Origin of the sequence: Microbulbifer sp. ALW1 (assembly GCF_009903625.1) — a bacterium.
Taxonomy (GTDB): Bacteria; Pseudomonadota; Gammaproteobacteria; order Pseudomonadales; family Cellvibrionaceae; genus Microbulbifer.
In genome coordinates this window covers 1,435,679-1,454,260 of sequence record NZ_CP047569.1, presented here as the reverse complement: position 1 = coordinate 1,454,260, position 18,582 = coordinate 1,435,679, and the positions used below count along the sequence as shown (strand labels likewise).

Sequence of the window (18,582 nt, the reverse complement as noted above, 5' to 3'; positions counted from 1 at the left end):
AGCCTGCCTGAAGTGTTCGGTGGGAGCCTCTGGCCCTCTGATTCAGGCCTTGTAAAAACCGTGCTGGGCAAGGAATTCCATGGTCAGTCCTTCGCTCTTGGGTTGCGCCGCAGCATCCCCCAAGAGTAGTCGCTCCAAGTAGCGCGCTATCAGGTCCACTTCCAGATTCACCTTGGTGCCCGCCTGATAGCCGCCGATCACGGTTTCGGCAATGGTATGGGGCACGATGGTGAGTTCGAATTCGGCGCCGTCAACGGCATTCACCGTGAGGCTGGTGCCGTCGACGGTGATGGAGCCCTTGTGGGCAATATATTTGGCCAGTTCATCCGGGGCACGCAGGCGAAACTGTTCGGCGCGGGCGGTGGTCTTGCGCCACACCACTTCGCCGATGCCGTCCACGTGGCCACTGACCATGTGGCCGCCGAGGCGGGTCTGGGGGGTCAGGGCCTTTTCCAGGTTTACCTTGTCGCCCAGTTTCCAGTGGTTCAGGGTGGCTACCGCGAGCGTCTCTGCAGAGACGTCGGCCCAGTAGCCATCGCCGGGCAAATCCACCACGGTCAGGCAGACGCCGTTGGTGGCGATACTGTCGCCCAGTTTGACGTCGGACAAGTCCAGCTTGCCGGTTTTTACCCGTACACGCAGGTCTCCGCCACTGGGTTGCAGGGCAGAGATTTCGCCAACAGCTTCAACTATTCCAGTAAACATCAGCGCTCGATATCAGTAGTCGCAGTGATACGCCAGTCGTGCCCGACGGCGCGCATGTCGGTAATGGTGATGGGCAACATGGAGCCCATGCGTTCGATCGGCAGCTCAAACAGCGGTCTGGCGCTGGAGCCAAGTATCTTGGGCGCCATGTAGACGATGATCTCGTCTACATGGCCCTGATACATGAATTCGCCGGAGAGGGTGGCACCACTCTCGATCAGTACCTCGTTGCACTCGCGGCGGGCCAGCTCTTTCAGCAGCTCGCCCAGGTGCACACGGCCGTTTTTGTCGGCGGGCAGCACCAACACTTCGGCGCCGGTCTTTTCCAGCCGCACGCGGCGATCGCTGTCGGCGGCTTCCGTTGTGACCACCAATGTGGGGGCGGCGCCCTGCAAAATAAAGGCCCTGGCCGGGGTGCGCAGCTTGCTGTCGACAATGACCCGCAGGGGCTGCTTCTCTGCCGCTGCCGCCGCTTCGTCGGCCGGCAGCGCCATTTCTTCCGGGCGCACGTTCATATTCGGGTTGTCGTAGCGGACGGTATCGACGCCAGTGACAATGGCGCAGCTGCGCGCCCGCAGGTTCTGCACATCGGCACGGGCGGCGGGGCCGGTAACCCATTTGGATTCGCCGCTGGCCATGGCGGTGCGGCCGTCGATGCTCATCGCGGACTTGCTGCGCACCAGGGGCAAACCCAGGGTCATGCGCTTGATAAAGCCCGGATTCAGCGCCCGGCAGGATTCTTCCAGCAAGGGGCCTTCCACTTCAATGCCCGCATCGCGCAGTTTTTGTAACCCTTTACCGCTGACACTGGGGTTGGGGTCTTCCATACCGAAGACCACTTTGGCCACGCCGGCGGCCACCAGCGCATCGGCGCAGGGGCCGGTTTTACCGCTGTGACTGCAGGGTTCCAGGGTGACGTAGGCGATGTTGCCGCGGGCCCCGTCTCCACCATCGAGAGCTCCAGCGTCTTTCAGCGCTTCGATTTCGGCGTGCCCTTCTCCGGCGCGCTTGTGCCAGCCTTCGGCGAGGATGTTGCCCTGGGCATCGGCGATCACACAGCCGACACGGGGATTGGGCATGGTGGTGTAGAGGCCGCGCTCGGCGAGCTGGATGGCGCGGGCCATGAGTTCTCTTGGGGTGAAGGCCATCACTTCGCCTCTCCCTGCTTGCTCCCCCTGGGGGTATTCAAACGCTCGATCTCGTCGCTGAAGTCGCTAACATCTTCGAAGCGGCGGTAAACCGAGGCAAAACGGACGAAGGCCACCTGGTCCAGTTCACGCAGCTGTTCCATCACCAGCTCGCCGATGTGCATGGCTGGCAGCTCGCGCTCGCCGGTAGCCTGCAGGGCGTGTTTGATCTGGGCGACGGCGGCCTCTACCCGCTCGGTGCTGACCGGGCGTTTCTCTACGGCGCGCTGGATGCCGGCGCGCAGCTTGTCTTCATTGAAGGGTTCGCGCTGGCCGTTTTGCTTGACGACTCGTGGCAGCACCAACTCGGCGGTTTCGAAGGTGGTGAAGCGCTCGTGGCACTGCAGACACTCACGGCGACGGCGCACCTGGTCACCATCGGCCACCAGGCGGGAATCTACGACTTTGGTTTCATCTGCGCTGCAGAAGGGACAGTGCATGGGGAGAGGGCCCTCGAAAAAGTGGGCCGCAGTTTACCACAAGGTGGAAATTTAGGCTGCCAGCGGGTTAGTTCTGGGCCCGCAGCAACCTCGTTAAATTTCTTCCCGCTCGATAATCCGCTGCCAAAGCTTGTGGCGCAAGGCGAGCACCCGGGACTTGGTGGCGGCGGGAATCCAGGTGCGCTCCAGTTCTTGAGGGCGCGGGTAAACCGCGGGGTTGCCGAGCAGCTCCGGGTCAACCAGGTCCTGGGCCGCCATATTGGCGTTGGCGTACTGGGTTTCGTTGCTGATGTTGGCGATGACGCTGGGCTGCATCAGGTAATTCAGGAACTGGTAAGCAGCGTCGATGTTCTGGGCATTGGTGGGCATGGACACCACGTCGATCCACAGCGGGAAGCCCTCTTTCGGCATTACGTAGCGGATATCGAAGTCTTTGCCGGCTTCTTCCGCCATTTGCTGGGCAACCAGCACGTCGCCGCTCCAGGCGTGGGCGATGCAGCGTTTGCCGCTGGCGAGGTCTTCGACGTATTCGCCGGAGTCGAAGTCGGTAATGTGCAGGCGCACTTTGGAGAGCAGGTTGGCCACCATGTACTGGTGGGCGATGCTCATGGAGTTGGGGTCTTTTTCCAGATATTTGAGCGCGACGTCGAAAATCTCTTCCGGGGAGCGCATCAGGGTGGCGTTGCAGTGGTCGAGTTTGCCGAGGTTCTCGGGATCGAACAGCAGGTCCCAGCTGTCTTCCGGCAGGATGCCGCCGAAGGCTTTTTCCACTGCCTGCACGTTGTAGCCGATACCCACAGTGCCCCACAGGTAGGGGATGGCGTAGTCATTGCCCGGGTCGAACAGGGACAACCGCTCCATGAATTTGGGGTCGTTCTGGGACCAGTTGTCGATGCGATTGCGATCGAGCTTTTGCAGCTGGCCGGCGGCGATGTATTTGGGGATGTTGTCGGAGCCGGGCACGATGATGTCGAAGCGGCGGCCCTCTTTCAGCCAGACCTCTTCCAACTCTTCGATATCGTCGAATTCGAAATAGTGCACCTTGATGCCGGTGGCCGCTTCGAAATCGCTGATGGTGTCTTCGGCAATGGACTCAGACCAGTTGGCGAAGTGCAGCTCCCGGGATTGCGCACTGGCCTGCGTACTGAGGTTCAGCCCGATCACAGCGGTCAAGATGAGTAATAGATTGGAAACTGGACGCATGTTCTACTCTCGTTCCGCAGCCTGGCTGCGCGGTGGGTTCAGCGCTTTGCACCGGCACTCCCGCCGTGATCGCAAAGCATCGAATCCTGATACCGCTTGGACCCGAAAGTACCAGTCCGTTATACGGACTCTGGTGAGCATTCGCTGAGCAACGCATCCTTGGTGCTACAAGCTGCTACAAATCTCAGAAGCAAATTACGCGCCTGTTTTCTTAACTATACAGACCCGAACTCCACTTCGGTTTTTGAGGGCGCGTATTAAAACAGAAACCGCGACCTGTTTCACAGTCGGGCAGCAACTTTTTACTTTCACCTGTAACAAAAACGAAAAAAGGCCCCGGATAGGGGCCTTTTTTGAGAACGGAGATTAGCGCTTTCCGCTTTTATCTCACGCCTTTATCTCACGCCTTGTAGACGGGGAACTTGGCGCAGATCTCCAGCACTTTGGCTTTCACTTCAGCGATGGTCGCATCGGCGTTGCCTTTCTCCAGCGCGTCGAGAATGTCGCAGATCCAGTTGGTGAGCTGCTTGGTCTCTTCCACACCGAAGCCGCGGGTGGTGATGGCCGGGGTGCCCACACGCAGGCCGCTGGTGATGAACGGGGAGCGCGGGTCGTTGGGGACGGCGTTCTTGTTCACGGTGATGTTGGCGTTGCCCAGGGCTTCGTCTGCATCCTTACCGGTGTATTCCTTGCCGATCAGGTCCACCAGCATCAGGTGGTCGTCGGTGCCGCCGGATACGATGTTGATACCGCGATCCAGGAAGGTGGCCGCCATGGCGCGGGCGTTTTCCACAACCTTCTTCTGGTAGGCCTTGTATTCGGGGCTCATGGCTTCCTTAAAGGAAACCGCCTTGGCCGCGATCACGTGCATCAGCGGGCCGCCCTGGCCGCCCGGGAATACCGCGCTGTTCAGCTTCTTCTCGATCTCTTCATTGGCCTTGGCAATGATGATACCGCCGCGGGGACCGCGCAGGGTTTTGTGGGTGGTAGAGGTCACGACATCCGCGTGGGGAACCGGAGACGGGTAAACGCCTGCGGCAACCAGACCGGCAACGTGGGCCATATCCACCATCAAGTAAGCGCCAACCTTGTCGGCGATGGTGCGGAACTTGGCCCAGTCCATGATGCGGCTGTAGGCAGAGAAACCGGCCACGATCATCTTCGGCTTGTGCTCCAGCGCCAGGCGCTCTACTTCTTCGTAGTCCACTTCTCCGGTATCGGCGTTCAGGCCGTACTGTACAGCGTTGTACATTTTGCCGGAGAAGTTGACCTTGGCACCGTGGGTCAGGTGGCCGCCGTGGGCCAGGCTCATACCCAGAACGGTGTCGCCGGGGGCGCACAGAGCCTGGTAAACCGCGGCGTTGGCCTGGGAGCCGGAGTGCGGCTGGACGTTGGCGTAGTCGGCGCCGAACAGTTCTTTGGCGCGTTCGATGGCCAGGGCTTCTACCTTGTCGACATATTCACAGCCACCGTAGTAGCGCTTGCCCGGGTAGCCTTCGGCGTACTTGTTGGTCAGGCTGGTGCCCTGGGCTTCCATCACCTGCGGGCTGGTGTAGTTCTCGGAAGCGATCAGCTCGATGTGCTCTTCCTGGCGGCGGTCTTCGTCCTGAATGGCGGACCACACATCGGGGTCGTAGGAAGCTAGGGTGACGGATTTATCAAACATGGTGTTCCCTCGGATGATAAGGCGCAGATCGCGCAAGCATAATCTCGACAAGGGCAAATCCCGACCCGATTGTGACCGGCCCGCCCCAGAAAGCGGCGCATTGTACACCAAGGGAGTGGCGGCGGTGCAAAGGGTACACATGAAACAAATTCAATTCAGCGCCCGGTTCTGCTCATGTTCCGCGACCCAATAGAGAGACATCGACGCCCAGAACGAATTATGCAGCGGTATCGCTGCCTTCACGGATAGTTCTGCACTCCGAACGACACGCTAAAGCAGCGCACTAAAGCCGGCCACATCCACCAGCTGCCCCCGGTAGCCGTAGACCCGCTCCACCAGCTCTGGCTGTAACAGCTCCGCGGGCGCGCCATCTGCCTGCACGCAGCCATTCGCCAACATCACCATGCGGTCGGCATAGCGCGCGGCGAGATTGAGATCGTGGAGCACCGCAACCACCGCGGTATTTTCATCGGCCACTTCCCTGGCGAGGGCCAGCACCTGGTGCTGATGCTTGAGGTCCAGCGCCGAGGTGGGCTCGTCCAGTAACAGGATTCGCGCATCGTCGCCGTCCGCCAGGCTCAGCTGGGACAGCACCCGGGCCAGCTGCACCCGCTGCTTTTCGCCACCGGAAAGACTGGGAAAGAGCCGATCCCGCAGATGCCAGACGTCTGCACGCCGCATAAAGTGCTCAACGCGCTCGCCCTGCTCCACCCGCGACAGACTGCCGGGCGCCAGGCCCAGCTCCACCACTTCCGCACAGGTAAATGCGAAATTCAGATTGGAATGCTGTGGTAGCAAGCCGTAGCGGCGCGCCAGCTGGCGGTGATCTTTCGGTGTGCGATACCAGTCCTGCTGGGGCCGCCCGAACAAGCGAATATTGCCACTGTGACTCAGCTCGCCACTAATGGCCCGCAACAGGGATGTTTTGCCGCAGCCGTTAGGGCCCAGCAATGCGGTGAGCTGGCCCGCGGCAAACTCCAGGGAAATACCCTCCAGCAGAGGTGTACCGGCACGGGGATAAGAGATCCCGAGATTATCGATCTGGATCAGCACTGGCGCCCCCGTTAAAAAATCTGCCGGCGCTGTTGCCACAGCAGGTAAATAAAGAAGGGCGCCCCCAACAGTGCGGTGAGAATGCCCACCGGTAATTCCGCAGGGGCTACCAGGGTGCGGGCGACGGTGTCCGCAACTACCAGTAACAATCCGCCCGCCAGAACACTGTAGGGCAACAGGAAGCGATGATCCGGCCCCCGCAGCAGGCGTATGGTGTGGGGCACCACCAGACCGATAAATCCAATCATCCCCGAAACCGATACCGCGGCGCCCATGGCAATCGCAGTGAGCACAATCATCAGCTGCTTGAGCCGTGCCACATCCACCCCCAGGTGGCGGGCTTCCGACTCACCCAGCAACAGCGCATTCAGTGCCGGTGCGCGCCGCCACAACAACGCGCCCGCGACCAGCAATACCGATGCCGCCATGACAACCGCACCCCAGGTTGCACCACCCAGGCTACCCATCTGCCACAGGGTGATATCCCGCAGCGCGCGATCATCGGCGACGTAATTCAGCAGGCCAATTCCGGCACCGGCCAGTGCATTGATGGCCACACCCGCCAGCAGCATCATCACCACCGATTTGCCGCGATCGCCGAGTCGATACACCAGCCAGGTACTCAGCGCCCCACCGAAACTCGCGGCAACCGGTAGCAACAGCCAGTGCACTTGCTTCAATACACCACCGGCAACGGTGGTCAGCGCCGTGCCGCTGGCAAATACCAGCACCAATGCGGCACCGACACCGGCACCGGCGGAAACTCCAATAATGGCCGGGTCGGCCAGCGGATTGCGAAACAGCCCCTGCATCACAGCGCCGCAGAGCCCCAGTATTCCACCCACAATCAAGCCGAGTAGCAATCGCGGCAGACGAATCTCTCCCAGTACCAGCGCATATTGCTCCGGCACATCCAGGCTCAGAAAACCGGGCCAGCTCCAGTGCATCAGCCCCGCCAGCACATCGCGCCAGCCGATTGCCATTGCCCCCACGCCAAGGGATAGACAGCTGCCGATCAACAGCAGTGCCATCAAAACCGGCAACAGGCTTTTGTCACTCAGGCGAAATTCCACCGGGGTACCTCTGTTATCTGTCGCTGCACACTGCCGCCATCAGCGGGCGGCCAAGGTTTCATTCAGCTTTTTCGCCTCGGCCAGACTGGCGAGACCGATCCCCCCCAGCAGTGCATAGCCATCCACCGCGTAAAACGCCTGTGTTTTTCCGGCGGGGGTCAGTTTCAGCAGCGGCTGCCATTCCAGCAGGGCCAGGCCATCGTTCAGCTGTTCCGCCTGATCACTGGAAAACAAAATCCAGTCCGGGCGCAATTGCAACAGCGCCTCATCCGACAGCTGTTTGTACCCGGAAAAATCCACGGCATTGATGCCACCCGCAAGGCGGATCAGGCTGTCGGGGCTGGTGCCGGTGCCAGCCGCTTTAACACCACGCCCCTGCTGTGCGCGCACAAACAGAATACGCGGTGGTTCCGCCAGCGCCGCTCGCGCTGCCATCAATGCACGCAACTGCGCCTGAACGCCCTGCTTGATTATTGCTGCGGGTTTTTCCAGCACTTCAGAAAGACGGTCGATGTTATCCAGCAATTGCTCGCCATTTTCCGCTTCCGGTAACTGCAACACGGCTACCCCGGAATCCTGCAACAGCTGCAGTGTATTCGCAGGCCCCATGTGCTCTCCGCCCACCAGCAGTTGCGGGTTTTGCGCCAGCAATCCTTCCACCGGTAACTGTCGGTAGTAACCCACCACCGGGACCTTGCGAAAATCTGCCGGCAGGCGGGTGGAAGAGTCCACGGCGATCAGACTGTCGCCACCGCCGAGCGCGAGCACCAGTTCGGTAATCGAGTGGCCGGCGCTGATCACTCGCTCGGGCGCCGCGGCGCAATACTGGCTAACGCCCAACAACAAAATCATTGTTGAAGTCACAGCCGTTATTTTTTTTACCAGAGTGATCATGGTGCGTATCCCGTCGATAGGTCGATAACAATTCAGAGTGGTTATTGGGCAGCGTCTGGCTGCAAGGCAATCTCGGCCACTTCAACGCCCTGCTGCTGCAACAGCGCAAACAGATCGAGCATGCGCTGTACCGGTACATTGCGATCACTGGCCAGAGCCACCGGGCGTTCGGGGCCAGCTACCAACGCTGCCATCAGCGCCTGTTCAAATGCGTTCTGATTACTGTAGCCACGATCCTCGATCCCCCACAGATCCGGGCCGCGATTGGACAGGGAAATCGTTAGCGGATTGGACGGCATGGCCGCGCTGGCGCGCTCACTGGCGGGCAGATCCATAGGCAGTGAGGTCAGCCGCACATTGGCGGTGAGCAGCAGAAACACCAGTACGATAAAAATGATATCCAGCAGCGGCGTTAGATCCGGTGCCAGGTTGGCCAGGGAAAAATCCCGCTTACTGGGTGGATTGATATTGATCACTGCGCCACTACCGTCAGATCACAATTCGATACAGGCACGCGCGGGGGCAACTCCTGCTTGCAGGCACAGGGGTCCAACCCTTCCAACCAGAGGTTCCCACGATTGAACAGGTGCTCCAGGTCCGCCACCGTGCGGTCGCTCCAGATAGCCAGCAGGTGCGCGCCGGCAATGGCCGGAAGTGCGACCATCAAACCCGCGGCGGTGGTATGCATCGCCATACCCAGGCCGTCGGCCAGCAGCGCCGGGGTCACTGCTTCGCGGCTGCCTGACAGGCCGGCAAACATACCGATCAACCCGAGCACCGTGCCCAAAAGCCCCATCAACGGGCTGATAATCCCGATCACCATCAACAGGCGCAGGCCACTGTGCAACCGGCGGCGCTGCTCCTGCAGCCACACCGCGGCCACCTCTTCACGCTGCACTTTTTCCGTATTCCGGTGCTGCAACAGCAGCGCGGTGGCGCGGCTTGCCAGGGCGCGTTCACGCTCACACTGCTGCGCCAGCTGATCCAGCCCGGACTCTGCAGTGCACTGCAGACGTTTGAAGGATCCACTGATTCCGCGGTGCCCGGTTGTCAGCAGAAACCACAGGCGCTCGCCCAGCAACGCCAGCGCCACCAGCGAGACCAACAATAACGGCCAGCCCATGGGTCCCAGTTGGGAAAAAAACTCTGACCAGGTTTGATGTACGAACATATTTCACTCGTTAATCTGGCGCCGCCTCTGCAGTGCCGCCAATTGTTTACAGCGGATAGTTACAGAGAGAACCGGATTGGCAGCTGTACCCGCGACAGGCGCGCGCGGCCGTTTTCCCGGTAGGGCAGAAAGTGCCAGCGCGCCACCGCCCGCAGTGCAGCCTCATCGAGACTGTCCACACCGGACGACCGCAACAACCTGCGCACCACTTGCGTGCCCGAGGCATCCAGCTGTACTTCCACCACAACCGTGCCCTGCTGCCGGCGCTGCCGCGCCAGCTCGGGATAAACCGGTGCGGCAGGCGGACTGGCGAACGCAGGGCGCTCCACCAGCACCGGAATATCGCTCAGGCTCTGCTGGTCCATTCGTTCAACTGTCTGTGTCGGGGCCTGCGACACGCTCGCCACTGGCGTCGGTTTTGGCTCTAGGTTTAGATCAGGCGCATCCGTCACCCCTGCTTTCTTCGACCGCGCTTTCTCCGGTGCCGCTTTCTCCGATGGCGCTGCCTCCGACGACAGATTGGCCGGCATCGCATCACGCAATCCCCGGCTTGCCGACGTTTTTTCTACCGGCGGCTGTGGCTGCGACTGTTCCGCCGCAGACGCCAACTTCAGCTGTCCCAGTTTCAATGCCACCGCAGCCGAGGGCGCCTGAACTTCCGTCGCCGGCTTTGCCCACAGCAACCACCCGTGCAGTACAAAGGAACAGATCAGCATCACGGTCATGCGCACTCGCACAGGCATTCCTCGTTCACGTTTTTTGGCTGACCACAGGTTAGCAATCCGCCCAAATAAACTCAAACGATAATTGTTAGCATTTACAATTAGATTATTTGTACATATTCTTTGGCACAACCGCAGGCTGTTGCTCGTACAAAAAACGACCGGTGACGCAAGTAACTGAACTGCGCAGAAAACAATTTGGGAATGCACAAATGCACAAAGGGGGCACCGCCATGGGCCAGATCAAGACTCTGAAACTCCAACCTCTCGCCGCCGCACTGCTGGCGCTGGGTGCCAGTAATACATTGGCACAGGCAGCAGACACCGCGCACAGTGATCAACCGGTAATCCAGTTTGGCGAAGTGGTTGTCGCCGCAGACCGCAACCCGGCCGCGACGGAAAAAGACGCGCGCACGGTGGTTGTCGAGCGCGAACAGCTGGAAGAGCAGCAACCGGAATCCATCGCCCAGGCACTGAAATATGAACCCAACATTCAGGTGGAAGGCGGCCCGCGCTACTCCAACCAGGCACCCAATATCCGCGGCCTGTCCGGCGTGCGCGTGTTACAAACCATCGACGGTGCGCGCCAGAACTTTAACTCCGGCCACCGCGGCACTTACCAGCTGGATCCGGAACTGCTGAAACAGGTGGAAGTGAAAAAGGGCCCGGCATCCAGCCTCTGGGGCTCCGGCGCCATCGGCGGCGTGGTGGCCCTGTCGACCAAAAACGCCAGCGACTTGCTGAAAAACGGTGAAACCTTTGGCGGCTACCTGAAGGAAGAATTGGGCAGCAATGGCGACTCCAGCGAAACCACCGCGGCGATCTACGGCCAATCCGGCAAGTTCGACTATCTGGTAAACGGAACTGTTTCCGAGCGCGACAACCTGGAAATTGGCGGCGGCGAAGAGTTAGCAGACAGCGCCAGTGATAACACCGCCCTGCTCCTCCGTGGCGGCGCCCAGATCAGCGATAACCAGCGCTTCGATATCATCTTCCGCCATAACAATCGCGAAGAAGGGGTACCGTCCAACCCCAACGCCAATGTGGGCACCAGCTCGCCGTTTATCGAACGCGACATTACCGACCAGAACCTGACCGCCAGCTACCTGGTGCAGGCATTGGACGGTAAACACACGTCGAAATTCACCGTGTATCGCAACGACACCCAGTTCGACGAATTCCGTCCGACTCAAGGACAAAACGGTCAGAATGACAACACCGAAGTGAACACCACCGGTATTGCCATCACCAATGCCAGTGACGGTTTCGGCGCCCAGTGGGTCTACGGCCTCGACTGGTACCGGGACGACGTCACCACCGTGCGCGACGGCGACAACCGGCCGGAAGATATGAACGCGGACTCCGAGGTACTGGGCTTCTACGCCCAGGCGGACTTCATTTTTGCCGAACTTCTGACCCTGACCCCCGGGCTGCGCTACGACCGCTTTGAAGCAAACAGCAAGCAGCTGGTGGATTCCGCCCGCGATGACAGCGCGGTATCCCCGTCCATCGCCGCCTCCGTCAAAGCCAGCGACTGGATGAACCTGACCGCCAGCTACGCCAGAGCCTTCCGGGCACCGGGCGTGGAAGAGATGTACACCCAGGGCACCCACTACGCCTACGGTGATTTCAGCTTTATGGGTATGGGATTCCTCGCCAACACCTTTATCCCCAACCCGGATCTGGCAGCAGAAGAAGCGCAGAATACCGAGCTGCGCGCAGACTTTGCCTTCAGCGGCCTCGCCAGTGACAGCGACCAGCTGACCGCCCGTGCCGCGGTGTTTCGCAACAAGGTGGATAACTTTATCGAGCAGGTGGTCATCAATCCGCACTTCATGTTTGGCTTCCCCATGAACACCACCTACCAGAATGTGGACGAAGCGGAACTGAAAGGCTTTGAGCTGGGCGCCAACTACCGGCTGAACGACCTGGAACTGGGCCTGAGCTACGGCCAGACGGAGGGCAAGGACCCGTCAGATGACAGCTACCTGAGCAATATCCCCGCCGACAAGTGGGTGCTGGACCTGGGTTACTACTTCCTGCAGCGCGACCTGAAAACCGGCCTGCGTACCTCACTGGTCTCCGCCCAGGATCAGTTGCCGGACGACGAAGCCCGCGAGTTCGACAGCTACACTCTGGCGGATGCCTATGTGACCTGGGAACCGGCCACCGGCAACCTCAACGGCCTGAAGCTGGGGCTGGCGCTGGATAACCTGGCGGACGAGGAGTATCGGGTCGCCTTCCAGCAGCTGTATATGCCCGGACGCAACATTAAGCTTTCTGCCAGTTACCGCTTCTGATCCCTTGTTCATTTGCCGGGAAACGGAGTGCGAGTCGGGCCGATTGTCTGCGGCCCGCCATTTGCACTTGAAGAGCCCGTATTCAAGACATCTCTAATTAAGACATTGCCGGAAAACCGAATCATGCAACAACAGGTACAGGAATTACTGGCCAGCGAACCGGGCCATACCCTGGAGCAGATGGCAAAACAGCTAGACACCAGCGTGCGGCAAATCATCGCCAACCTGCCCGCAGACATGGCCTCACTTGCCGGCAGCGAAGCGGTGTGGCCGCTGATTGAAGAACTGCCCAGCTGGGGCAAGGTCACCACCATCGTGCAGAACGAGGGCTCGGTGTTCGAATTCAAAGGGGAATTCCCCAGGGGCAGCATTGCCCACGGCTACTACAACTTCATGCACCACAAAAACCCCTTCCACGGTCACCTGCTGGTGGACGGCTTGAGTGAAGTGGCCTTTGTGAGCAAACCCCACCGCGGGGCCGAGAGCCATTCCATCGTATTCCTGGCCCCCAGTGGCAATTGTGTATTCAAGGTATTTCTGGGACGGGATGCAGAGCGCAAACTGATCCCGGAACAGGTTGCTCGTTTTAACGCTTTAAAGCAGCAGCTGGCAGGCGCCGGCGCTGAACATTCCTGACGGGGGATTCTGATCATGACCGAACAGAACAACAGTAACATCGACAATCAAGCCGGCACGCCACAAGTCGATCCACAAGCCAGTGCCGCCAGGACCAGTGTCGCCAAGACGAATGACGGCGCCGACCTGGTCGCTGAAGTGCGCGACTTCATCGCCACCCGCAAGCTACTTAACCTGGCGAGCCTGACACCAGAGGGGTACCCACACGCGAGTACCGCGCCTTTTCTGGCCGCCGATGGTCACTTTTACCTGTTTATTTCCGACCTTTCCGAACATGCAGCCAACCTGAAAGCTAACCGTAAGGCTTCTGTGATATTTAATGCAGATGAAGCGGATACCAAGCAGGCGTTTGCGCGTTTGCGGGTGACGTTCAATGTGGAGGCGGGCCTGATCGGCCGTGAGGCGCCTCTCTGGCAGGAGCGCATTGAACAACTGCGGGAGAAGTTTGGCCCGGTTATGGATCACCTGAAAGGCCTGGAAGATTTCCACCTGTTTGAACTGAAGCCCAGCGCCGGGCGCTACGTCAAAGGCTTTGGCCAGGCGTACGCGCTGGAAGGCCTGGAAAAACAGGTCGCCTTGCACCTGAAAGACGGCCACAAGGAAAAGAACAGCGACGCAGCCTGAACGCTCCGGGTGTTCACTGCACACCGGCGCCCTGTTTGGCGCCGGACTTTATAATGCCTTCTCCCCTCCGCTTCCCGATTGCTGTTCTGACAGTTTTTTCCTGCCCGCGGTACCGCTGCAACCAAACTGAAACGCTTCTGCAACCCTCACTTGCTATTTTGGTAACAAATAACCAAAGAGTAACAATGATGTCGTCAAAAAAGAGCTTACTGCTTCCCCTGCTGTTCCTTTCCGCCTGCGCCGCCAATCCGCCGCAACAAACGCTCACCGTCAGCGGCACCCTGATCGAGGAAAACGGCAAGTTCTTCCTGCAGGCAGAGGAAGAGCGCTACCACCTGAACCGCATGCCCCAGCTGCGTTACCAGAACTACCTGGGCCAGCAATTGTTGATCAAGGGTGAAGTTCCAAACAATTGCCAGCAGGTATGGAAGGACTCCATTGTGCAGGTGCAAGGCGGCGCGGAAATCGTGGATATGAATAAGGTCGACTGGTCCGAGTGCCTGGTGGCCGACAAGGTCAGCCTGGTCACCGCGGATGGTCCCAAGCTGGTGTACGACTGGGAACAGATCGATCTGCAGGATTATTACTTCTAACGTCACTGAGGCCCCCAGGCTTCACTTCACCTCTCCTCGATAGCACTCGCTTTGCGCTGTCGACGCAAGCCGCGACACGATATTGTCGCGGCTTGATTCAGATCAAGCTCTCCCTCTGACAGCAGACAACAATGGGATTATCGATTGTCACTGCCCGTCAAGGAGGCGCGATATGAACGGCATTTACCGACAACTCTGCGATGACCACAAGCAGATGCAGAACCTGCTGGATGTGTTTGAACATTTGCTCCACGAACTGGGAAAGCAAGATCGGGATCCCGCAACCCTGAGCATGATCCTGGAGGCGCTGGATTACTTTTCTGTCTATCCGGACCAGTGGCACCACCCGGTGGAAGACCTCGTGTTCGAACAGTTGCTGGGCAAGCCCGTGGACATTAGAGACCTGGTTGAAAAAATAACATCGGAACACAAGGCCGTCGCCGAAGCCACCCGCACAATGAACCAGCTGTTTTACGCAGTCGCCAATGATGCCGCAGTGGAACGGGAACGACTGTTCGGCACCGCGCAGGAATATATCGCCCTGCAGCGTGCACACATGAAAAAAGAAAACGAAATTCTGCTGCCGCTGGTCAATCAATACTTGACCGACACCGACTGGGAAGAAGTGACCGTCGCGCTGGCAGACAGGCAGAGCTGCCATTTTCACCGGGGCGTGAAGCAGCTTTACCAGGCCATTTATCAGGATCTTGCGGAGAGGGAGTCCGCCGTCGCCAGCTGAACACAGGTCGCAAACGACAGACGACAAAGTGAACAGAGTGAGAGGCTAACGGGTGTGCGCCTCTCACTGAAGGAAACCCGTTAATTACTTTATCCGTTCTCGTAACTGCAGTGAGTCCCGGCAAGCTCACTAAGGGCGATAAGATCCAAAATCGTAATCGCCCTTCCCTGTGCCAGGATGAGCCCCTGCTTTTGAAAGCGCGACATCAGGCGACTGACGGTTTCCGCGGTCAGCCCCAGATAGTTCGCGATATCCATACGCTGCATGGAAAGTTTGAATTCACTGGCCGAGTAGCCACGTCGCGCATAGCGGCTGGAGATATTAATCAGCAGCGCTGCTAGACGACTCTCCGCGGAGCGTTTGCCAAGCAGTAGCAACACGTCGTTGTCCTGCTTCAGTTCTTCGGAAAATATGTTGTAAATCTGCTTTTGCAGTGCGGGCACCTGCTGCGCCAGATTTTCGAGCTGAGTAAATGGCAGTACGCACACACTGCTTTCTTCCAGCGCCTCCGCATAGCCAGGGTGGGAACCACTGCTGTACGCATCCAGCCCCAGCAATTCACCGGGTAATGCGAAATGGGTCACCTGGGTGTCACCGTCGGCGCCGATCACCGCAGACTTGAAGCTGCCCGAGCGAATGGCATAGAGATTGGAAAAGGGATCACCGGCGCGAAACAGGGTGTCGCCGGCTTTGAGGATTTTTTTCTTGCGCGAGACCTGCTCCAGGCGCTGGATATCCTCCTCACTCAGCCCCACCGGTAGACACAACCTTCTGACAGAGCAGTTTCCGCAATTGACCGCTGGTGAGGATTTCGGCATCGTCATTTCCACTTTCACTATTCGATGACTATTTCGTCGATGAACTGTTCGTCGATAAGTCTTTCGGTCGATCGTTCGCCCGTTCGTTTGCAACTTTTTCCGCGACTTCTTTTTTCGCGGCATCTTTCGAAAGAAATTCCCAATTCAGGGGCGCTTCCCCGCCCCGTCCATCCTGGAATTGTATCTCCAGCAACCGATTAAAGCACACGGGAGTACTGAGCTGCGGATTCCCCGGTGTGCAAGTGCCGGTCAAAAGCGGCGGCAATATTGCGCAGGAACCAGCGACCGCGCTCAGTGACCACCAGGTCTTGCTCTGATTCGCGTATCAGCCCGTCCGCAATCAGTGGGCGTAACCGGGCCAGATCCGCGGCAAAATACTGTCCGAACGGCGTGTTTGTGCGCAGCTCCAGCGCGCGCTTTTCCACCCTGAGATGGCACATCAACTCCATGATCAGCCACTGCCGCACCCGGTCGTCATCATCGAGCGACCAGCCCCGGCAGATGGCCTCGCCGCGCTCGGCAATGGCCGTCGCATACTCCTTCTGGCCGTGGTGGTTTTGCCAGTAGCCATCGCGACTGTAGCTGATGGCCGAGGCACCAAGGCCGATCAGCGCGTCAGCGGGCATCAATGTATAGCCCTGGAAATTGCGCGCGAGGCGTCCATCGTCGGCGGCCGCGGCAAGGGGGTCTTCCGGGCGGGAAAAATGGTCCATACCGAGAAACCGGTAACCTGCATTTGTCAGCCGCTGTGTCGCGGCAAGCTGCATATCGATTTTTGCCTGCGGTGACGGAATCAGGTCGGAGTCGATCAGGCGTTGCGCCTTGAATCGGTGTGGCAGATGCGCGTAGTGATACAAAGCAATACGATCCGGTGCCAGTTCAATCACCTTATCGATGGTGCGCTCCAGGCTTTGCACGTCCTGCCCGGGCAGACCGTAGATCAGGTCATAGGAAATGGAACCAAAGCCCCGCGCCCGCGCGGCATCGGTCAGGGTGCGGACCTGCTGCGGCGTGCAGATTCGATTGATCGCCCTTTGCACCTCGGGATTGAAATCCTGGATGCCCATACTCAGGCGATTGAAACCGAGTGTTTGTAGCGTATCCAGGGTTTCCAGTTCCAGCACCCGCGGATCCGCTTCCACACTGTATTCCACGTCCTCTCCGGGGCGAAGATCAAACACCTCCCCGAGCCCCCGCACCAGCCGCGTCAGATCGCCGTCGTTCAGATAGGTTGGCGTACCACCACCGAGGTGCAATTGGGTTACAGGCACCCGTGCGACGCGTTCCCGATACCACTGAGCCTCGGCAAGTACACGCTCCAGGTAGCTGGAAGCCAGACCATACTGCTGGGTAATTACCTTGTTGCAGGCACAGAAGTAGCAGAGGGAACGACAGAATGGGATATGCACATAGAGCGACAGGGAGCTCACGTCTCGCAATGCTTCCCAGGGCTTGCCACTTCCATTCGCCGCAAGTAATTCACGATTGGCATGCAGCGGCGTAAACCGGTCGGCAGTGGGATACGACGTATAGCGAGGACATGGGCCCGCGTAACGCGCCAGCAGTTCAGGAGAAAGGTCTCCGGAAGCTACCCCCGATGCAACAGAGTCAGAGGTACCAGAGGTACCAGAGGTACCAGAGGAGCCAGGGATACAAGGGGTATCACTGCTGCGAGGGGGGGCGCTGTCCAAGCGATTTGAGGCCATTTACGCGTAACCTGTGATCCGGAGCTGAATGAGCGGGAAACTATTGGATCGCGCAAAGTTACCGGGCCACGGATTACCGGCGCTTGATTTAGATCAAGCGCCGGCAGGTTGGTCGCGGCACTCAGTCTCCGACGGGACGCCGGAACAGATTCTGGATACTGGAAAAATCCAGCGACCTGTTGAGGTCATCGCCACCGTGCAGCTGGTAGAGATTTTTCGCCAGCGCGCCCAGCGGCGTCGAGGATGCACTGCCAGCGGCGGTATCCATGGCGAGCCCCAGGTCTTTCAGCATCAGGGCCACCGAGAAACCGCCCTGGTAGTCCCGGGAGGCCGGCACATTGTCCATTACCCCCGGGTAGGGATTGTACTTTTCCAGTGACCAGTTGCCGCCGGAGCTGGCACTCATAATCTGCGACAACACCTGCGGGTCCAGCCCGTTATCCACCCCCAGCTGCAAAGCCTCTGCGGTGCCGATCATATGAATGGCCAGCAGCATGTTGTTGCAGATTTTGGCGACCTGGCCGCTGCCTGCGGGGCCGGCATGAAAAATATTTGCGCCCATGGCCTCCAGCACCGGACGCGCCCGCTCCAGTGTTTGGTCTTCGCCACCGCACATAAACGACAGAGTCCCTGCCGCGGCGGCGGCGGTGCCACCGGAGACCGGGGCATCCAGCGCGTCGATACCGCGCTCAGCCGCTGCCGCGATCACCTGGCGGGCGTCGTTTGCGGCAATGGTGGAGCAGTCAATGAGCAGGGTTTCCCGATCCATCGCCTGCAATAAACCCTGCGCCCCGAGATACAGCGCACGCACCGCTTCGCCGCTGGGCAGCATGGAAACCACCACGTCGGCGCCGTCAATCGCCGCTTCCGCGCTTTCGCCGCGCAGGCAACCATTGGACACTGCGCTTTCCAGCATCGGTACCGACAGGTCAAAGGCCGTTACTGCAAAACCCTTGTTCACCAGGTTTGCGGCCATGGGGCCGCCCATATTACCGAGCCCGATAAACGCGATCTTTTTGATTGGCTGCATGTTTTTTCCCTCTCATTTTTAT

Annotated in this window: 19 protein-coding genes; 5 read left to right on the top strand and 14 right to left on the bottom strand. The window is 59.3% G+C overall.

The features are described from left to right. Positions 1-42: 42 nt before the first annotated feature. The 11 genes from GRX76_RS05980 to GRX76_RS05930 all read right to left on the bottom strand — a co-directional run bounded on the left by GRX76_RS05980 (position 43) and on the right by GRX76_RS05930 (position 10,129). A complete protein-coding gene (locus tag GRX76_RS05980) occupies positions 43-705 on the bottom strand; it encodes a riboflavin synthase (RefSeq protein ID WP_160152477.1) in 663 nt (220 codons plus the stop codon). After that, positions 705-1,829 carry a bifunctional diaminohydroxyphosphoribosylaminopyrimidine deaminase/5-amino-6-(5-phosphoribosylamino)uracil reductase RibD gene (gene ribD / locus GRX76_RS05975; protein WP_370463949.1) on the bottom strand — a complete coding sequence of 375 codons (1,125 nt, stop codon included), beginning with the start codon at positions 1,827-1,829 and terminating at the stop codon, positions 705-707. The genes GRX76_RS05980 and ribD overlap by 1 nt, the downstream gene beginning before the upstream one ends. A gap of 23 nt (positions 1,830-1,852) precedes the next feature. Beyond that, complete coding sequence (gene nrdR, locus GRX76_RS05970; protein ID WP_160152476.1) at positions 1,853-2,332, bottom strand: transcriptional regulator NrdR; 480 nt, start codon at positions 2,330-2,332, stop codon at positions 1,853-1,855. Between the two features lie 93 nt (positions 2,333-2,425). Next, a complete protein-coding gene (locus tag GRX76_RS05965) occupies positions 2,426-3,535 on the bottom strand; it encodes an extracellular solute-binding protein (RefSeq protein ID WP_160152475.1) in 1,110 nt (369 codons plus the stop codon). Positions 3,536-3,935: 400 nt separating this feature from the next. Continuing rightward, positions 3,936-5,201: a serine hydroxymethyltransferase gene (gene glyA / locus GRX76_RS05960; protein WP_160152474.1), complete on the bottom strand. Its 1,266-nt coding sequence runs from the start codon at positions 5,199-5,201 to the stop codon at positions 3,936-3,938. A gap of 270 nt (positions 5,202-5,471) precedes the next feature. Further along, positions 5,472-6,254 carry a heme ABC transporter ATP-binding protein gene (locus GRX76_RS05955; protein WP_160152473.1) on the bottom strand — a complete coding sequence of 261 codons (783 nt, stop codon included), beginning with the start codon at positions 6,252-6,254 and terminating at the stop codon, positions 5,472-5,474. Positions 6,255-6,265: 11 nt separating this feature from the next. Further along, on the bottom strand, positions 6,266-7,327 hold the full coding sequence (locus tag GRX76_RS05950) for an iron ABC transporter permease (protein WP_236250565.1): 1,062 nt from the start codon (positions 7,325-7,327) through the stop codon (positions 6,266-6,268). Between the two features lie 39 nt (positions 7,328-7,366). Beyond that, entirely contained in the window at positions 7,367-8,221 is an 855-nt protein-coding gene (locus tag GRX76_RS05945; protein ID WP_160152472.1) for a hemin ABC transporter substrate-binding protein, read from the bottom strand. 41 nt (positions 8,222-8,262) lie between these two features. Next, positions 8,263-8,697 carry a biopolymer transporter ExbD gene (locus tag GRX76_RS05940; protein WP_160152471.1) on the bottom strand — a complete coding sequence of 145 codons (435 nt, stop codon included), beginning with the start codon at positions 8,695-8,697 and terminating at the stop codon, positions 8,263-8,265. Continuing rightward, complete coding sequence (locus GRX76_RS05935) at positions 8,694-9,392, bottom strand: MotA/TolQ/ExbB proton channel family protein (RefSeq protein WP_160152470.1); 699 nt, start codon at positions 9,390-9,392, stop codon at positions 8,694-8,696. Before GRX76_RS05935 ends, GRX76_RS05940 begins: the two co-directional genes overlap by 4 nt. Positions 9,393-9,451: 59 nt before the next feature. Beyond that, positions 9,452-10,129 carry an energy transducer TonB gene (locus GRX76_RS05930; protein ID WP_160152469.1) on the bottom strand — a complete coding sequence of 226 codons (678 nt, stop codon included), beginning with the start codon at positions 10,127-10,129 and terminating at the stop codon, positions 9,452-9,454. Positions 10,130-10,326: 197 nt separating this feature from the next. Between GRX76_RS05930 and GRX76_RS05925 the strand changes: the two genes are divergently transcribed. From GRX76_RS05925 to GRX76_RS05905, 5 genes are all read left to right on the top strand, one after another. Further along, positions 10,327-12,414 (top strand): TonB-dependent hemoglobin/transferrin/lactoferrin family receptor, encoded by a 2,088-nt coding sequence (locus GRX76_RS05925; RefSeq protein WP_160152468.1) that lies wholly within the window; start codon positions 10,327-10,329, stop codon positions 12,412-12,414. Positions 12,415-12,537: 123 nt separating this feature from the next. Next, the gene (gene hutX, locus GRX76_RS05920) at positions 12,538-13,050 is read left to right on the top strand and encodes a heme utilization cystosolic carrier protein HutX (RefSeq protein ID WP_160152467.1); all 513 of its coding nucleotides are present in this window, start codon (positions 12,538-12,540) and stop codon (positions 13,048-13,050) included. Between the two features lie 15 nt (positions 13,051-13,065). After that, positions 13,066-13,674, top strand: coding sequence for a pyridoxamine 5'-phosphate oxidase family protein (locus tag GRX76_RS05915; RefSeq protein WP_160152466.1), 609 nt, complete (start codon positions 13,066-13,068; stop codon positions 13,672-13,674). Between the two features lie 185 nt (positions 13,675-13,859). Next, positions 13,860-14,267, top strand: coding sequence for a hypothetical protein (locus GRX76_RS05910; RefSeq protein ID WP_160152465.1), 408 nt, complete (start codon positions 13,860-13,862; stop codon positions 14,265-14,267). A gap of 172 nt (positions 14,268-14,439) precedes the next feature. After that, positions 14,440-15,006 carry a hemerythrin domain-containing protein gene (locus GRX76_RS05905; protein ID WP_160152464.1) on the top strand — a complete coding sequence of 189 codons (567 nt, stop codon included), beginning with the start codon at positions 14,440-14,442 and terminating at the stop codon, positions 15,004-15,006. A gap of 89 nt (positions 15,007-15,095) precedes the next feature. Here the strand turns inward: GRX76_RS05905 and fnr are convergent, their stop codons facing one another. The 3 genes from fnr to mmsB all read right to left on the bottom strand — a co-directional run bounded on the left by fnr (position 15,096) and on the right by mmsB (position 18,560). After that, positions 15,096-15,824, bottom strand: a complete 729-nt coding sequence (fnr, locus tag GRX76_RS05900) for a fumarate/nitrate reduction transcriptional regulator Fnr (protein WP_160152463.1) — start codon at positions 15,822-15,824, stop codon at positions 15,096-15,098. A 197-nt stretch (positions 15,825-16,021) separates the two neighbouring features. Beyond that, positions 16,022-17,530 (bottom strand): oxygen-independent coproporphyrinogen III oxidase, encoded by a 1,509-nt coding sequence (gene hemN / locus GRX76_RS05895; protein ID WP_160152462.1) that lies wholly within the window; start codon positions 17,528-17,530, stop codon positions 16,022-16,024. A 121-nt stretch (positions 17,531-17,651) separates the two neighbouring features. Next, positions 17,652-18,560, bottom strand: a complete 909-nt coding sequence (gene mmsB, locus GRX76_RS05890; RefSeq protein WP_160152461.1) for a 3-hydroxyisobutyrate dehydrogenase — start codon at positions 18,558-18,560, stop codon at positions 17,652-17,654. Positions 18,561-18,582: the final 22 nt, after the last annotated feature.

Excerpts from the sequence above, each read along its gene's own strand:
- GRX76_RS05980 (WP_160152477.1), bottom strand. The coding sequence starts at position 705 with ATGTTTACTGGAATAGTTGAAGCTGTTGGCGAAATCTCTGCCCTGCAA.
- ribD (WP_370463949.1), bottom strand. The coding sequence starts at position 1,829 with ATGGCCCGCGCCATCCAGCTCGCCGAGCGCGGCCTCTACACCACCATG.
- nrdR (WP_160152476.1), bottom strand. The coding sequence starts at position 2,332 with ATGCACTGTCCCTTCTGCAGCGCAGATGAAACCAAAGTCGTAGATTCC.
- GRX76_RS05965 (WP_160152475.1), bottom strand. The coding sequence starts at position 3,535 with ATGCGTCCAGTTTCCAATCTATTACTCATCTTGACCGCTGTGATCGGG.
- glyA (WP_160152474.1), bottom strand. The coding sequence starts at position 5,201 with ATGTTTGATAAATCCGTCACCCTAGCTTCCTACGACCCCGATGTGTGG.
- GRX76_RS05945 (WP_160152472.1), bottom strand. The coding sequence starts at position 8,221 with ATGATCACTCTGGTAAAAAAAATAACGGCTGTGACTTCAACAATGATT.
- GRX76_RS05935 (WP_160152470.1), bottom strand. The coding sequence starts at position 9,392 with ATGTTCGTACATCAAACCTGGTCAGAGTTTTTTTCCCAACTGGGACCC.
- GRX76_RS05925 (WP_160152468.1), top strand. The coding sequence starts at position 10,327 with ATGCACAAAGGGGGCACCGCCATGGGCCAGATCAAGACTCTGAAACTC.
- hutX (WP_160152467.1), top strand. The coding sequence starts at position 12,538 with ATGCAACAACAGGTACAGGAATTACTGGCCAGCGAACCGGGCCATACC.
- GRX76_RS05915 (WP_160152466.1), top strand. The coding sequence starts at position 13,066 with ATGACCGAACAGAACAACAGTAACATCGACAATCAAGCCGGCACGCCA.
- GRX76_RS05910 (WP_160152465.1), top strand. The coding sequence starts at position 13,860 with ATGATGTCGTCAAAAAAGAGCTTACTGCTTCCCCTGCTGTTCCTTTCC.
- GRX76_RS05905 (WP_160152464.1), top strand. The coding sequence starts at position 14,440 with ATGAACGGCATTTACCGACAACTCTGCGATGACCACAAGCAGATGCAG.
- fnr (WP_160152463.1), bottom strand. The coding sequence starts at position 15,824 with ATGCCGAAATCCTCACCAGCGGTCAATTGCGGAAACTGCTCTGTCAGA.
- hemN (WP_160152462.1), bottom strand. The coding sequence starts at position 17,530 with ATGGCCTCAAATCGCTTGGACAGCGCCCCCCCTCGCAGCAGTGATACC.
- mmsB (WP_160152461.1), bottom strand. The coding sequence starts at position 18,560 with ATGCAGCCAATCAAAAAGATCGCGTTTATCGGGCTCGGTAATATGGGC.